Source organism: Lacibacter sp. (assembly GCF_035299325.1).
Taxonomy (GTDB): domain Bacteria; phylum Bacteroidota; class Bacteroidia; order Chitinophagales; family Chitinophagaceae; genus Lacibacter.
This window is the reverse complement of record NZ_DATGWT010000022.1, coordinates 116,550-132,624: the sequence shown is the minus strand read 5'-3', so window position 1 is coordinate 132,624 and position 16,075 is coordinate 116,550. Positions and strand designations below refer to the sequence as shown.

11 protein-coding genes are annotated in these 16,075 nt (G+C 39.4%); all 11 read left to right on the top strand.

What is annotated here, in order from left to right; genetic code table 11:
- The first annotated feature begins 53 nt into the window (after positions 1-53).
- Positions 54-1,508: an arylsulfatase gene (locus tag VK159_RS12600; protein WP_324230498.1), complete on the top strand. Its 1,455-nt coding sequence runs from the start codon at positions 54-56 to the stop codon at positions 1,506-1,508.
- A gap of 55 nt (positions 1,509-1,563) precedes the next feature.
- Positions 1,564-3,003, top strand: coding sequence for a glycoside hydrolase family 27 protein (locus VK159_RS12595; RefSeq protein WP_324230497.1), 1,440 nt, complete (start codon positions 1,564-1,566; stop codon positions 3,001-3,003).
- Positions 3,004-3,092: 89 nt separating this feature from the next.
- On the top strand, positions 3,093-7,331 hold the full coding sequence (locus tag VK159_RS12590) for a hybrid sensor histidine kinase/response regulator transcription factor (protein ID WP_324230496.1): 4,239 nt from the start codon (positions 3,093-3,095) through the stop codon (positions 7,329-7,331).
- Positions 7,332-7,572: 241 nt separating this feature from the next.
- Entirely contained in the window at positions 7,573-8,223 is a 651-nt protein-coding gene (gene fsa, locus VK159_RS12585; protein ID WP_324230495.1) for a fructose-6-phosphate aldolase, read from the top strand.
- 16 nt (positions 8,224-8,239) lie between these two features.
- Complete coding sequence (locus tag VK159_RS12580; protein WP_324230494.1) at positions 8,240-9,091, top strand: transketolase; 852 nt, start codon at positions 8,240-8,242, stop codon at positions 9,089-9,091.
- A gap of 16 nt (positions 9,092-9,107) precedes the next feature.
- Positions 9,108-10,100, top strand: a complete 993-nt coding sequence (locus tag VK159_RS12575) for a transketolase family protein (RefSeq protein ID WP_324230493.1) — start codon at positions 9,108-9,110, stop codon at positions 10,098-10,100.
- Entirely contained in the window at positions 10,073-11,524 is a 1,452-nt protein-coding gene (locus tag VK159_RS12570) for a sulfatase (protein WP_324230492.1), read from the top strand. The genes VK159_RS12575 and VK159_RS12570 overlap by 28 nt, the downstream gene beginning before the upstream one ends.
- Positions 11,525-11,548: 24 nt before the next feature.
- Positions 11,549-12,919 (top strand): hypothetical protein, encoded by a 1,371-nt coding sequence (locus tag VK159_RS12565; protein ID WP_324230491.1) that lies wholly within the window; start codon positions 11,549-11,551, stop codon positions 12,917-12,919.
- A complete protein-coding gene (locus VK159_RS12560) occupies positions 12,910-13,887 on the top strand; it encodes a Kelch repeat-containing protein (protein WP_324230490.1) in 978 nt (325 codons plus the stop codon). The genes VK159_RS12565 and VK159_RS12560 overlap by 10 nt, the downstream gene beginning before the upstream one ends.
- A 1-nt stretch (position 13,888) precedes the next feature.
- Positions 13,889-14,188 (top strand): Dabb family protein, encoded by a 300-nt coding sequence (locus tag VK159_RS12555; protein ID WP_324230489.1) that lies wholly within the window; start codon positions 13,889-13,891, stop codon positions 14,186-14,188.
- A 19-nt stretch (positions 14,189-14,207) separates the two neighbouring features.
- Positions 14,208-16,067, top strand: coding sequence for a glycoside hydrolase family 2 protein (locus tag VK159_RS12550; protein WP_324230488.1), 1,860 nt, complete (start codon positions 14,208-14,210; stop codon positions 16,065-16,067).
- Positions 16,068-16,075 lie beyond the last annotated feature (8 nt).

Sequence of the window (16,075 nt, the reverse complement as noted above, 5' to 3'; positions counted from 1 at the left end):
AAATTTTGCAGAAAGCAAGCTGCTAAGGCAGGTGCTTTCTGCTTTTCAATACTATGAGAAAATTTGTCTGTTTTTCTGTTTTATTACTTTATTTATGTTCATCGTGCACTGCTCAGCAAACAAAGCCGAATATAATTATTATTCTGGCCGATGATTTGGGATATGGTGACTTGAGTTGCTATGGTCAGAAGCAGTTTTCAACTCCCAACATAGATCAACTTGCGTCGGACGGCATAAAATTTACAAACTTTTATGCCGGTGCTACTGTTTGTGCTCCATCAAGGGCGGCATTGATTACCGGACTGCACAATGGTCATAACAGTGTTCGTGGAAATCAACCTTTTCCTCAGATGCTTGGTAACGAGGAAACTATTGCCACACTGCTCAAAAAAGAAGGATACAATACCGGATTAATTGGAAAATGGGGTGTCGGACATCCGCAGCCTGTCGGAGATCCGCAGCGTTGCGGGTTTAACTATTCTTTTGGCTATCTCAATATGTGGCACGCACATAATTTTTATCCTGAGTTCTTGTACGAAAATGATAAGAAGTTTTTTTTGAAAGAAAACAAGTTACTGCCGGTTGATCAATGGAGCAATAACAGTTGGGTAGGTTCTAAAGAAGATGCGCCTGAAGGTTACGGTGAAGCAGCAGTCAAAAAACAATTTGTTCCTGACTTGATGGAAAAGAAAGCACTTGATTTTATTTCAGTGAATAAAAACTCACCGTTTTTTCTGTTTTACACGCCCACAATCCCGCACGCCAACAATGAAATAAAGTTAAATGGAATGGAAGTGCCATCATATGGAATTTATGGCGGCAAAGACTGGCCGGATGTTGAGAAAGGGTTTGCAGCTGCAATTAATAAACTTGATGAAACAGTTAAAAACATAAGAGCTCATCTTGTAAAAGAAGGGCTTGATAAGAATACGCTTATCATTTTTACAAGTGATAACGGGCCGCATAATGAAGGTGGGCATAGCGCTGATTTTTTTAACAGTAATGGAGTATACCGGGGTACCAAAAGAGATTTGTATGAAGGCGGTATCAGGGTTCCAATGATCGCTTTTTGGCCAGGCGTAATTACGCCCGGTGCCGTTAATAATGAGCCTTTTTCTCAAATAGATTTTTTACCGACAGTATCTGATATGGCCGGTATTAAAATGAACGTAAAAGCAGATGGAGTGTCATTGCTTCCAACGCTGCAAAATAAAAAGGCAAATCAAAAAAAACACAACTACCTCTATTGGGAGTTTTATGAAAGCGGTGGGCGTCAGGCAGTTCTTCAATATCCTTGGAAACTCATTAAACTGAATACAACTACCTATTCACAAAACGGAAAAACAGAATTGTATAATCTTCAAATTGATCCGGAAGAAAAAACAGACCAGTCAGAAAAATATCCTGAGAAGGTGAAGCAGCTTGAAAAAATATTACAAGAGGCACATGAACCACATCCCCAAATGTCATTATTTAAACCAAAACCGGGGCAGGCAGGAAAAATATAGAATTTAAATGAACAACTTATTTATGACTTATATGAAAGCTTTCAAAAAGAGAAATATGCTTCAATCATCAACGGATAAATTAGTAATGGTTTTCGCACTCTTGTTTTGTTTTTCTAATACAGTAGACGCACAAAAGAAATCTGCAAAAATGAACAAAGGAGCAGATAAGCTTAATCGTCAGATTGCTTTAAAGCCTCCAATGGGATGGAATAGTTTTGATGCATACGACTGCCGAATTAACGAAAAGGAATACAAAGCAACCGTTGATTTTATGGAAAAAAATCTATTGAAACACGGTTGGGATTATGCAGTAATCGATTATTGTTGGTTTAATGATGATCCAGGTAACTGGAGTAACCCTCGCCGCCGTTTTGGTCATCCTGATATCCGTATGAAGCCGGATGGTTCACCACTTGATACATTAGTCATGGATGAATTTGGCAGGGTATTGCCATCAATAAAACGTTTTCCGTCAGCAAAAAACGGGGCCGGCTTTAAGGCAATTGCAGATTATGTACATTCAAAAGGAATGAAATTTGGTATTCATATTATGAGGGGTATTCCACGAGAAGCATATTACAACAACTTGCCAATTAAAGGAACGACTTACACCGCAAGAGATATTGCTGAGCCATGGGACACCTGTAATTGGCAGAATAATTTTTTCGGTGTAGATGCATCAAAGCCAGGTGCGCAAGAGTATTATAATTCACTGTTTGAGCTATATGCTGAATGGGGGGTTGATTTTATAAAAGCCGATGATATGATGTATCCCCCTTACCATAAGGGCGAAATAGAACTCATCAGCAATGCACTTGCTAATTGCGGGCGGCCAATGGTATTGAGTCTTTCGTGTGGCGAAGCGCCGTTGTCACAAGCCAGCCACGTTTCAAAATTTTCACATATGTGGCGTGTATCTGCAGATTTCTGGGATAACTGGGAATCGCTTGAACATAATTTCGATTTATTAAATGCGTGGTCTCCATTTATAAAACCGGGACATTGGCCCGATGCAGATATGCTGCCAATCGGAAAACTCTCATTAAATAACCGTCCCCATGGGCCGGAACGAATGAGTAAATTTACAAACGAAGAGCATTATACATTGATGACTTTGTGGAGTATCGCAAAAAGCCCATTGATGCTTGGTGCTGATCTGCTTCAGGAAACAAAAGGTATTATGCCATTTTTAACTAATGACGAAGTTTTGGCTGTGAATCAGTATAGTACAGATAACAGGCAGGTTTACAAAGATGAAAATTATGCTGTGTGGATTGCAACTGAGCCGGGAACAAAAAACAGATATGTTGCATTATTCAATTTGTCAGGAAATGAGAGAACCGTAAAATTTACCCTTGAATTGGAAAATTTAAGAGGCACTTTTAAAGTAAGAGATCTCTGGAAAAAATCAGATGCAGGAACAGTAACTGACAAACTCGAGACAAAAATAGGTTCGCATGGTGCAGCTTTTTTTAAGTTGTCTCCTGTTAAGTGATTGTTAGACCATAAAACGAGTTGATCCCGGAAAGTCATTTTTATTTCGGGTAAGCTCTGTAGTTTTATATTTGCTTTTAATGTTTTTTCATGAAACGATTGCTACTGATCTGTTGCATACTGGCACTTGTTGCCTTGGGTGCGTTTAAAAGTTCTGCGCAGCAAGTCAATTACAGATTCAGGCATCTAACTGTTGATAACGGGCTTTCACATACTGATGCGACTTCAATTGTTCAGGATGATAATGGGTTTGTCTGGATCGGTACCTATTCCGGACTGAATCGGTTTGATGGGTATTCTACAAAGGTTTATTATAATAATGTAGTGAACCGTGCAGCTTATCTGAATCGTATTGCGGATATTGCCTTATGTAAAAATAATTATTTATGGCTGGCAACGGAAGGCGGACTGGCAGTTTTTAAAACGTCAACATTATCATATCAAAAACTTCTTGCGACTGATGATGAAACAGCTGTTGCACTTCTGCAACCTTTACAAAAAATTGCGGTTGCTGGTAATAGATTGTTTGCAGTTAATCAAAATACAGTTCAGCTATTTAATACGTCCGGTGAATTTTCAATTACGAAGCTTAAAACCCAATATACAATCACCGGTACATTTTTAGGGATGCGAACCGATGAAAAGGAGAATCTATGGGTGAATCATACCAATGGATTGCTGGTGATCTTAAAAAACGGAGACAGTAAATCCATTTCTTTTACTGATCCGGGCGCTAACACAATAACAGCCACTTACATCAATGCAAAAGGCGAACTGTTTATCTGTAATAGCAGGGGTGTTTATGTGTTCAATGTTCAGAAACAAAACTCCTTATTGACAACAAAGACGAGTCGTATTGCGGTTCAAACATCTGAGCTGATACCACTAACTTCTTTTCCTTCAGCTTTCCCTCTTCCTAACAACATGCGACAGGACAAAAGGGGAGATTTTTGGTTTTCAACTGCAGGAGGTCTGTGGCAATACAACACAAGAATAGCTGCTTTTTATCCATACCGGTTTAACGAGTTTGAACGCACAAGCATTTCATCTAATTCGGTTAACTCCGTGTTTATTGACCGTTCTGAATGTTTATGGTTGACAACTTTTGGAGGTGGTGTAAACCTGACCGATTTGCAGCAAAAACCTTTTCAATTACTGCAGCGCATTCCTAATTCATCAAATACTCTTTCCGGTAATTATATCCGTGCTATACTAGAAGATGAGAAAGGGAATATCTGGATTGGCACCCGAAACAACGGATTGAATTATTACGACTTTAACACAAAAAAAAATCAACAGTATCATCCAACTAATTCCGGATTACAGAGTGACAATATACGATCACTGGTAAAAGATCATCAAAATCGCATGTGGATTGGTACAGAATCAGGTATCAGCATCCGTTATCCGGATGGTAGTTTTGATAACCTGAAGGGGGCAATCAATACGCCTGGTTCATTTGTTTCGGGAAATTATTTTGCACTCGCTGTTGATAAATTTGGTCAGGTATGGGGAGGTACCTGGAATGCAGGTTTAAGCCGGATCGATTACAAAGGAAAAAATAATTACACAGTTGAACATATCACAACTGCTTCAAAAAAAGGACTGCTTTCGGACCGTGTAACATTTATTTATACTGATGATCAACGACCTGAAGTTTTAGTTGGTACAGATCATGGACTAAATCACATATTTCTGCATTCCGATGGAACAATTGCTTCAATTAAAAATTATCATGCATCAAACGGAAATCAGTTGAGTTCTGAATTCGTTTGGCCTGTTCTCCGGCAAGGAGATTCTGTAATATGGACAGGCACTTTGGGAGGTGGTTTAAACAAAATAAGATTACAGAAAGATGGCAGCTATATTATTACAACAATAAACGATAACAGTACACAGGCTATCAGAGATATTGAAGGAATGTTAATGGATGAACAGGGCAATCTTTGGCTTGCGGGAAAATTGTTGGCGATGTATAATCCGGCAAAAAATAGTTTTATCTATTACGATGTAAATGATGGCTTGCAAGGCAATAGCTTTAAAATCGGGGCTGCACATAAAGGTGCGAGTGGCAGAATGTATTTTGGCGGTATTAACGGCCTTAGTTTCTTTTATCCATCTGCAATTGCAAATAATCAAAGAGAACCCTCTGTATCATTTACAGAACTTCTTATCAATGGCGAGGTTGTTCAACCAGGGCACGAGGCTTTCAGGGAAGCAGTCAGCAGTTCACAGAAATTAATTTTCGAGGCATCCCAGAATAATTTTTCAATACAGTTTTCTGCGATGCATTATGCTAATCCGGAGCGTTGTAAATATCGCTATCAACTAAAAGGGTATGACAGAAACTGGATATACACTGATGCCTCTAATCGTTTTGCAACCTATTCAAATCTGGATTACGGGAATTATACTTTAAGAGTCGAAGCTGCGAACAGTGATGGTGTATGGACAGGTAAGGGAAAAGAACTGTCAATCAAATTGCTGGCTCCATGGTGGAAAACTACTTTGGCAAAAATTGCTTACATTATTTTGTTGGGATTTATCATCTATATTATATGGAGTTATCAGCATTCCTGGTTTGACCTAAAGCGGAAACTTCAATTTCGGGAACTGGAAGAAAAAAAACAGGAAGAGATGCATCAAATGAAATTGCAGTTCTTCACGAATATTTCACATGAGTTCAGGACGCCTCTTACTTTAATCCTTGGGCCTACAGAAAAAATGCTGCACAACGAAACATCAAAGGAAGAGCAATTTAATTTTTTACGACTTATATATAGCAACACCCGAAGATTGTTGGGACTTACAAATGAACTAATGGATTTTCGTAAAGTGGAAACCGACAATATGAAGCTGCGAGTGGTGAAAGGTGACCTTGGGAACTTTGTAAAAAGTATAAGTACAGAGTTCAGAGAATTAGCATCTGAAAAAAATATAACATTCAGCATTAAAACGCCGGAAGTTAACACTGGACTTTACTTTGATCCGAATATCATGGAAAAAGTACTTGTAAATTTAATAGCGAATGCTTTTAAATATACCGACAGCAACGGTACAGTTGAGGTTGAAGTTCTTCAATCAATTCATGAATTCAAACCAAAGTATAAAAACCATGTTGTAATACCATCTTCTGTGAGTGAACAGGAGATGGCTTGGATCAGGGTTACTGATTCCGGTATTGGCATTACTGCTAATTCAATCGAAAATATTTTTGACCGATATTTTCGGGTAAATACAACAGGCAGAGAAAAACATTTGGGTTCAGGCGTAGGTTTGGCACTGGTAAAAAGCCTGATTGAATTGCATAAGGGGGCCTTGCATGTATATAGCCAACGAAATGAAGGAACAGAATTCCTGGTAGGTATTGCTCTGAATACAAAACCATACACATCTCTTGAGATCAGCGACGACGAAGATTTTCAAATTGATTTTGAAAACTTACAGTATACTATTGATTGGATTGAAGCCGATAGTCAGAATAATACTAAATTAACCCGGCCGGTAAAGGATAAAAAAAACGATACGCAAATTAAACGGGTGTTGATCGTTGAAGATAATAGTGAAATGAGACGGTTCCTGTCTGATAGTTTGGGAAACGATTACGAAGTATTAGAAGCCGGGGATGGAGCAGAGGGATTAAAAAAAGCAAAAGAGTTTTTTCCTGATCTTATCATTAGTGATTTAATGATGCCGGAAATGGATGGAAATGAATTATGTGCCGCGGTTCGCAGTGACATTGACATTAGCCATATTCCTTTTATCCTCATAACTGCTAAATCATCAGTAGACACACACCTTGAAGGTTTGGAAAGCGGGGCTGATATTTATTTTCCGAAACCATTTAGTCTTCGGTTGTTACAGGTCACAATTCGCAACCTCTTTGAGCAAAGAGACAAACTGAAAGCCAAGTACAATCAGGATGTTTTTGCAGAAGCAAGGGAACTGGTAAATTCTGACCGGGATAAGGAATTCCTTGACGAACTGATTGGTATTATAGAAAGTAATATGGAAGACGAGGAACTGGATGTAGATATGATTTGCCGAAAAATCGGCATGAGTCGCACAAAGCTTTATGGGAAAGTGAAGGGGGTTACCGGGCAACCAATCGGAGAGTTTATACGATTGCTAAGATTAAAACGGGCTGCAAAAATACTTGTCTCAGAAGATATTTCTGTGCAGGAAGTAATGTTCAAAGTAGGGATACAAAGCCAGAGTTATTTCACCAAGTCCTTCAAAAAAGAATTCGGTAAAACGCCTTCACAATTCGTGGCCGAGTTTAGCCAAAAACCTCCCAAGGCTTTTTTTGATACTGAAAACGACAGTTAAGAACAATAGAGCAAAATATCGGAAGAAGAGGCCAAAGGAATTTCTGAAATCAATGCTTACTTGCTGCTGAAATTTATTCAATTTATGCAAGCAAGACAAGCTCGAAAGCAAACCAATCTCAGCGAGCGTAAACAATTCAACCGCATGAGATTGGTTTTTGTTTTTTGTATTGGTTTGGCAATATTGCTTATTTACCTGCTGGTAAGCGATTTCTTTTAACACTTAAACAACTTAACGGTACATGAAATTTTTTATTGACACAGCTAATCTCAATCAGATTAAGGAGGCAAATGCATTGGGTATTTTAGACGGGGTAACTACTAACCCGTCGCTGATGGCTAAGGAAGGCATAAAAGGTGCTGAAGCTGTTTTTGCCCATTATAAAGCAATCTGTGAAATTGTGGAAGGTGATATCAGCGCTGAAGTTATTGCTACAGATTATGAAGGTATTATTGCCGAAGGCAAAGTGCTGGCTGCACTCCATCACAATATTGTGGTAAAAGTCCCCATGATCAGAGACGGCATTAAAGCTATAAAATGGTTTTCTGATAATGGTATTAAAACCAATTGTACGCTTGTGTTTTCAGCAGGGCAGGCCCTGCTTGCCGCCAAAGCCGGCGCAACTTATCTCTCACCTTTTATTGGCAGAGTTGACGATAGTGGCTGGGATGGTATGCACTTAATTAAACAGATTGCAAATATCTTTTCAATTCAGGGATATTCTACGCAAATACTCGCTGCATCAATCCGAAACGCCAATCATATTATTCAATGTGCCGAAGCAGGTGCCCATGTTATTACTTCACCGCTGGAACCGATTCTAGGTTTATTAAAACATCCGTTAACTGATATTGGCCTTGCTAAGTTTTTAGAAGACGCACAAAAAATGTAATACGCAGATTAAAAACATGAAACAGATTTCAGATATTCTACAACTTCAAAAAATTGCTTCACAGGTTCGCCGCGATATTGTGCGGCAGGTACATGGTTGCCAAAGCGGCCACCCGGGCGGTTCATTAGGTTGTACAGATTTATTAGTGGCATTGTTCTTCAATATTATGAAACATAACAGCCGGTTTAACATGAAAGGAGTTGGTGAAGATTTGTTTTTTCTTTCCAATGGCCATGTCTCTCCGGTGTTATACAGTGTATTGGCCAGAGCCGGATATTTTGATGTAAGTGAACTGGCAACATTCAGAAAATTAAATTCAAGGTTACAGGGACACCCCACCACTCATGAACATCTGCCTGGTATCAGAATGTCAGCCGGTTCTTTAGGTCAGGGATTATCAGTTGCAATTGGCGCAGCCTTATCCAAGAAGCTAATGAATGATAACCATCTTGTATTTGTGCTTATGGGTGATGGTGAGCAAAACGAAGGGCAGATATGGGAAGCTGTTCAATTTGCTCCACATCACAGAGTGGATAATCTTGTTGCTGTTATTGATGTTAATGGACAGCAGATCGACGGTCCGACTGAACAGGTAATGGATAACAGAAATTTAGCTAACAAGTACGGCGCATTCGGTTGGCAAATTGTACATATGGATGGTAATAATATGGCAGATGTGGTAGCGTCGCTTAACAAATCAAAAGAATTATGTGGTAAAGGAATGCCTGTTGCTATAATGATGAAAACTGAAATGGGGGCTGGAGTAGATTTTATGATGGGCAGTCATAAATGGCATGGTGTGGCACCAAACGATGAGCAGTTGCAAACTGCACTTTCACAATTAGAAGAAACTCTGGGTGATTATTAAACAAGCAAACTGTAAAATGAAAAAATATACATACACGGAAAAAAAAGATACCCGTTCAGGTTTTGGGGCAGGTATGACGGAGTTGGGAAGAACAAATCCTGATGTTGTTGCTTTGTGTGCCGATTTAGTAGGCTCACTTAAAATTGACACATTCATCAAAGAAAATCCCCATCGTTTTTTTCAATGCGGTATTGCTGAAGCCAATATGATTGGTATTGCCGCAGGTTTATCAATAGCCGGACATATTCCGTTTGCCACAACGTTTGCAAACTTTGGTTCAGGAAGAGTATATGATCAAATAAGGCAGTCAGTCGCATATAGTAATAAAAATGTAAAGATTGCTGTCTCACATGCGGGGTTAACCTTGGGAGAAGATGGTGCCACCCATCAGATATTGGAAGATATTGGATTAATGAAAATGTTGCCGGGTATGACCGTAATTAATCCCTGCGATTTCAACCAAACCAAGGCAGCAACGATCGCTGCAGCTAATTATGAAGGGCCTGTGTATTTGCGTTTTGGCAGACCTGTAGTACCTGTGTTTACAGATGCAGAACAAACATTTGAAATTGGGAAAGCATGGCTCATGAATGAAGGAACAGATGTTACCATTATTGCCACCGGACATTTGGTGTGGGAAGCCGTGCAGGCTTGTGAGCGTTTGGAATCAATGGGCATTCATGCCGAACTTATCAACATACACACGATAAAACCTTTTGATGAAAAGGCTGTCCTGACGTCGGTTTCAAAAACCGGGTGTGTTGTTACCTGCGAAGAACATAACAGACTGGGAGGATTAGGTGATAGTGTCGCACAGGTGTTAATCAAAAATAATCCTTTACCCCAGGAATACATTGCTGTAAACGACAGCTTTGGGGAAAGTGGTACGCCTGATCAGTTAATGAAGAAATATGGACTGGATGCAGAGCATATTGTCAGTGCAGTAATGAAAGTAATAACAAGAAAAAATGCAAAACAAGTATGGCAAAGAAGTATGCAGTTATCCTGAGTGTATTGGCAATCGTTGTATATGCATGTTCTACTACAAAAAAAGCTGCGGCATCCAATAGTGGAACAGTTGACGTTCAGTCTGCAGGCAAGGGGATGGCCCCTGATGGAAAGCCGTATAATATTTTATTTATTCCGGTGGATGATCTTAACCATTGGGTTGGTGTCCTTGGAAGAAACAACCAGGTAAAAACACCCAATATAGATAAGTTGGCAAATAGCGGTGTGCTGTTTTCAAGCGCCCATTGCGCAGCACCTATTTGCTGCCCTTCCAGAGCAGCGTTAATGAGTGGCAAACGTCCATCTACCACAGGTGTATATGCAAATAATAATGATTGGAGAACAGTTATATCTGCAGAGCAAACCATGCCCACTTTCTTTAAAACAAAAGGCTATGAAGTATTGGGTGGTGGTAAAATTTATCATGGTGGTTTTGATAGAGATACTGATTTTGATTTTTATTTCCGTGGCGGAAGAGATGGAGGCGGTGGCGCAAATGAAAAAGGTTCTTTTGGTGGTATTAAATGGGGAATGATGAAAGGAGGTGATGATGACTTAAGGGATTATCACGTTGCCGAGTGGGCAATGGGGGAACTTAATAAAAAGCATGAAAAGCCATTCTTCCTTGCACCCGGAATTTTTCGGCCGCATATGCCATGGAATGTGCCTCAAAAATATTATGACTTATTTCCTTTAGAAACCATTCAGCTTCCACCTTATAAAAAAGATGATTTAGACGATATGCCGGAGGAAGGAAAACGAATGGCATTGGCGCTTGGCGATTGGGAAGCGTTAATGAAAACAGCAAATCCGGAACTGGAATGGAAAAAGGCCATTCGTGCGTATATGGCCTGTATTGCTTATGCAGATGCCATGATCGGAAAAATAATTGATGCATTGGACAAAAGTGATTACAAAAACAACACGATCGTTGTATTGTGGGGCGATCACGGTTGGCATCTCAACGAAAAAAATCATTGGCGTAAATTTTCATTGTGGGAAGAAGCCACAAGGGCACCGTTGATTTTCAGAGTGCCGGGTGTTACTAAAGCAGGTAGTGTCTGCAGCACACCGGTTGATTTTATGAACATCTATCCAACTCTTGCAAAACTCTGTGGTTTTGAGATCCCCCGACATGTGGAAGGGGTAAGTATGGTGCCGTTGTTACAAAATGTAAACACGGTATGGAATTTACCTGCTGTTACTACACATGGTTTCAATAACCATGCTGTGCGTACAAAGAAATATCGTTACATAGCCTACGATAAAGGTGGAGAAGAATTATACGATGAAGAAAAAGATCCTTATGAATGGCACAATATTGCTAATGAGCCCGGCAGCAGAGCAATCATTAATGAACTGCGTAAATATCTTCCCAAAACAAACAAGTCTGAAATTGCCAGAACCAGGGGCGGAGGCGAGTAAAATAATACGAATTAATAATTACGTATGTGGAATAGCAAATTTATATGGGTGGTAGTTTTTATTCTGTTTGCATGCGCTGTGGAAGCGCAGGTAAAAGTTTATCCTGATCCTGATCCGCAGAATAAGAGCGGGTTTAATTTAAAGTCGGCAATATTTAAAGTTCAGGTAATTCAAAACGGTAAAGCAATTGAAAGTTTTGTGTACAGCAGCCAAACCAATTTTGAAAAACCTGAGCAGTTATCTGACTTTAATCACTGGACGACATTTGAGTTTCATGGAAAGATTGAAGTGTGTGTAACCCGGTTAGACGGAGATATTTCGTCTGCCAACATTTACCCCACCAAACACAATATTGCACCGGTAGTTAAGAAAAATAAATTACGTTTTTCAGTTGACAAGCCTTGCAAGTTGTTTATTGATATTGCAGGAATGGAAGAGCATCCATTGTTTTTATTTGCCGATGAGATGGAACAAAATATTCCATCTAAGAAAGATAAAAATGTTATTTGGTTCGAAGCAGGCAAAGTACACAATGTGGGCTTGCAATACAAAGTGCCCAATGGCAAAACGGTTTATATTGAAGGTGGTGCAGTAGTATGGGGTACGTTCTGGTGCAATGATGGGAATAAGTCAACAGTTATAAAGGGTAAAGGTGTGATTACAACAAGAAGCGACGAACGCAAACCCGGACCAACAAATATTCCATTTACAACTGTGTATGCTGTAAGCACAGATATGGTTATTGAAGGCGTCACTATTACTGACCCTGTTAAATTCTGCATACTCGGCAGAAGTAAAGTGGAAACAAAAAATGTAAAACTCTTTGCATGGTATCATCAAACCGATGGATGGGGCGGAGGCGATGATTCGTTTATTGATGATAGTTTTATAAAAGTATTTGATGATAATGTAAAGTTGTATGGCAATAACCAACAAGCAACTAACCTTGTGATCTATCAGCAACACAACGGAGCGCCGTTTCAATTGAGCTGGGGAGGGCAAAGCGGCAACAACTGTATAGCCGACAATATTGATATAGTAAAATGCTGGGTGAATAAAAAAGGAGGTGCCGGTAATTCAGGCTTACTCAATCTGCGTAAAGGCAGTGATAAATTTATCGGTAATATCACCATTAAAAATGTACGGGCTGACCAGGGATTGTATCAATTGCTTGGCATTGGTAATGATAAAAAAGGGGTTGTTAGCAATCTCGTATTGGAAAATATTTTCATCAACGAAAAACAGTCTCAGTTAAGTTATCTGGAAAATGGTGCTTCGGCTAAAACAACAGGGATCATTCTTACGAATGTGAAAATCGGTGCTGCATGTTTTTCAGCAAAAGATATCAGCATTCAGGGTGTTGATCCTAATGAAATTAAAATAGCATGCCAATAAAAAAAATCATCGCTGTCTTGTCGCTGGTAATTACAGCAGGTGCAAATGCACAAACATTTCAGCCAGTCGGGACAAAGGGGCTGCCTTCTCAGCGGCATGAATGTGCGGCAGCAGTGGTTAATGATGATATGTTTCTATTTGGCGGAAGGGGAAACAGGCCGGTGAACAGATTTAATTTCAAAACCAATACATGGGATAGTGTTGCAGTAATGCCAATGATCATGAATCATTGGCAGGCATCGGTCTACAACGATGAAGTTATTATTGCAGGTGCTTTTACCGGTAACTATCCGCACGAAACACCAATTGCCAATATTTATGCATTTAACACAAAGAACCATACATGGCATATTGAAACAACGATACCTGCAGTAAGGCTGCGTGGTGCTGCTGCAAGTGTTGTTCATCAAAACAAATTGTATTTGATTGCAGGTATCATTGATGGGCATTATGATCGTCATGTTGCATGGGTGGATATGTATGATTTTAAAACAAAAAAATGGACGCAGCTAGCCGATGCTCCACATGCACGGGATCACTTTCAGGCTGTTGTAGTAAATAATAAAATTTATGTAGCAGGCGGCCGGAAAAGTTCAGCAATGTCAAAACAAGTATTTCAGTTAACTGTGCCGGAGGTAGACGTATATGATATAGCTGCTAACAATTGGACTACGTTAGACAGCACTAAGAATATCCCAACGCAGCGGGCGGGGTGCACCTCTGTTGCCTTTGGTAAAAATGCTTTTATGGTTATCGGCGGCGAAAGCGGCAAACAGGGGATGGCACATTGTGAAGCAGAGGTGTTTAATGTAATTACACAGCAATGGGATATAGGTATAAAACTCATGCAGGGCAGGCATGGTACACAGGCTGTTTTATACAATAAAAAAATCTTTATAGTCGCTGGTTCAGCTAATAAAGGGGGTGGGCCTGAGTTAAATAACATGGAAATGTATAAAGTAAACTAGTATGATTCGACATGTTGTCTTTTTTCGTTTCATCAAGAATCATATTTTAAGCTTGGATGAATTATGTACAGTAGCGATTGCTCATTTGAATGAACTTTCTGGTTTAAGTTGTATTGAATCAATGGCTGTTCATAAAAATATCATGTATTCACCTTATGCTAATTATGATTTGATGATTGATTGCAGTTTTCAAAGCTTCGGACAATTGCAGCAATACCAGCAACATCAATTACATACAGCTTTTGTTCAATGGCTTCAAACAGTTATTTCTGACAGGGCTTGTGTTGATTATCAAGTTTAAATCTAAAACCATTATTCATATGATGAAAGTTGTATGTTTTGTCATAGTAGTTTTTTGTTCAGCAGCTGCTTTTTCACAGCAATGGAAAATGGCTGATGTTCCCTTAAAAACAGTTTGGGCAGAGAAGGTAGATATTAATCAGGTTTTACCGGAATATCCCAGGCCGCAAATGGTTCGGGAAAGGTGGTTAAATCTGAATGGTGTTTGGGATTTTAAATCTTACTCAGCTGGAGATAAAATGCCTTTACCTAAAAAGCTTTCTGATAAAATTCTGGTACCCTTTGCATGGGAGAGTGCATTAAGTGGGATCCGCAAACAAGTTGATTCAAAGAGAGCATGGTACAGAAGAACATTTACAATACCAGCCGATTGGGGCAATCAAAACATACGTTTAAACTTTGGAGCTGTTGATTGGGAAGCCACTGTTTATATAAATGGAACAGCAGTTGGTACCCATCGTGGTGGCTTCGATGCATTTAGTTTTGATATTACTGATTTTCTGAACCGTAATGGGAATAATGAAATTGTTGTACTTGTATATGACCCTGGAAGCGACGAAGGAATTGCCGTAGGCAAACAGGAAAATTCAAGGTTTAAAGAACCACAACGTTATTCTTATTGTCCGAATAGCGGCATTTGGCAAACTGTATGGCTGGAGCCGGTTCCAAAATTATCCATTAGTGATATTAAGTTGGTTCCTGATGTTAACAACGAAATGCTTACAGTACTTGTTAATCCATCTTCTTTTCAGCAAAAAACTAAAATTGAAGTAAAAGCATTCGATAACGGAAAAGAAATTGCATCGGTTTCCGGCACTATTAATCAAGCAATTTATGTGCCTGTTAAAAATCCAAAGTTGTGGAACCCTGCATCTCCCTTCTTATATGATTTGAAAATTACATTAACTGACAGCACAGGTAAATCAGATAGCGCAACAAGTTATTTTGGAATGCGTAGTGTAGGTATTAAACCCTATAAAAATTTACAACGAATTGTTTTGAATGGTGAATATACTTTCATGATTGGCCCGTTAGACCAGGGCTATTGGCCTGACGGAATATTTACTGCTCCTACTGATGAAGCATTGGCATGGGATGTTGCAGGTGCAAAAGATTGGGGATTCAATATGATTCGTAAGCATATAAAAGTGGAGCCTTCCCGTTGGTATTACTGGTGCGATAAAATGGGTATACTGGTTTGGCAGGATATGCCATCTACTTTTAAATTAAGAACTGAAGCCGAAAAAATACAATGGGAAACAGAGTTGCAGCAAATGATCAAACAGCACTGGAATCATCCAAGCATTGTTAACTGGATCGTATTTAATGAGCATTGGGGTATTTATGATGTGGAAAGAATTACAAAAATGGTGATGGACCTAGACCCTTCAAGATTAGTAACATGTAACACCGGTATTGATGCCGGTAAACCTGATGTGGATTATGAAGTAGGGCATATCAAGAGTAATCATCATTACCGTCCTCCAACTATTCCATTGGGCAGTAATCGCAGAGCAATTGTAAATGGCGAGTTTGGAGCAATAGGTTATACTATCGAAAATCATATTTGGGATGCAGATGGGCCGTGGGTGCATTATAATTATAAAGGCAAAGATTCAGCAACTGCAGAGTATGTGCGTTTCTTTAAACAATTACAAGATTATGCAGCAGAGGGCCTAAGTGCCGCCGTTTATACGCAATGGACTGATGTGGAAAATGAAATGAACGGATTATATACTTACGACAGAAAAGTAATAAAACTGGACAAAGCGAAAGTAACAGAGATAAATAAAAGTTTATGGCGCAAAGACTGGATGCGGGAAAAATATCCTTCTTCTGAACTAATGAAGTTGAAAGTGAATACAGGTGAGGGGTTTTGAAATTTCTA

What these genes read in the sequence shown, in the direction of transcription:
- fsa (WP_324230495.1), top strand. Translation starts at nt 7,573, where the DNA reads ATGAAATTTTTTATTGACACAGCTAATCTCAATCAGATTAAGGAGGCA.
- VK159_RS12550 (WP_324230488.1), top strand. Translation starts at nt 14,208, where the DNA reads ATGATGAAAGTTGTATGTTTTGTCATAGTAGTTTTTTGTTCAGCAGCT.
- VK159_RS12600 (WP_324230498.1), top strand. Translation starts at nt 54, where the DNA reads ATGAGAAAATTTGTCTGTTTTTCTGTTTTATTACTTTATTTATGTTCA.
- VK159_RS12580 (WP_324230494.1), top strand. Translation starts at nt 8,240, where the DNA reads ATGAAACAGATTTCAGATATTCTACAACTTCAAAAAATTGCTTCACAG.
- VK159_RS12570 (WP_324230492.1), top strand. Translation starts at nt 10,073, where the DNA reads ATGGCAAAGAAGTATGCAGTTATCCTGAGTGTATTGGCAATCGTTGTA.
- VK159_RS12565 (WP_324230491.1), top strand. Translation starts at nt 11,549, where the DNA reads ATGTGGAATAGCAAATTTATATGGGTGGTAGTTTTTATTCTGTTTGCA.
- VK159_RS12560 (WP_324230490.1), top strand. Translation starts at nt 12,910, where the DNA reads ATGCCAATAAAAAAAATCATCGCTGTCTTGTCGCTGGTAATTACAGCA.
- VK159_RS12590 (WP_324230496.1), top strand. Translation starts at nt 3,093, where the DNA reads ATGAAACGATTGCTACTGATCTGTTGCATACTGGCACTTGTTGCCTTG.
- VK159_RS12575 (WP_324230493.1), top strand. Translation starts at nt 9,108, where the DNA reads ATGAAAAAATATACATACACGGAAAAAAAAGATACCCGTTCAGGTTTT.
- VK159_RS12595 (WP_324230497.1), top strand. Translation starts at nt 1,564, where the DNA reads ATGCTTCAATCATCAACGGATAAATTAGTAATGGTTTTCGCACTCTTG.
- VK159_RS12555 (WP_324230489.1), top strand. Translation starts at nt 13,889, where the DNA reads ATGATTCGACATGTTGTCTTTTTTCGTTTCATCAAGAATCATATTTTA.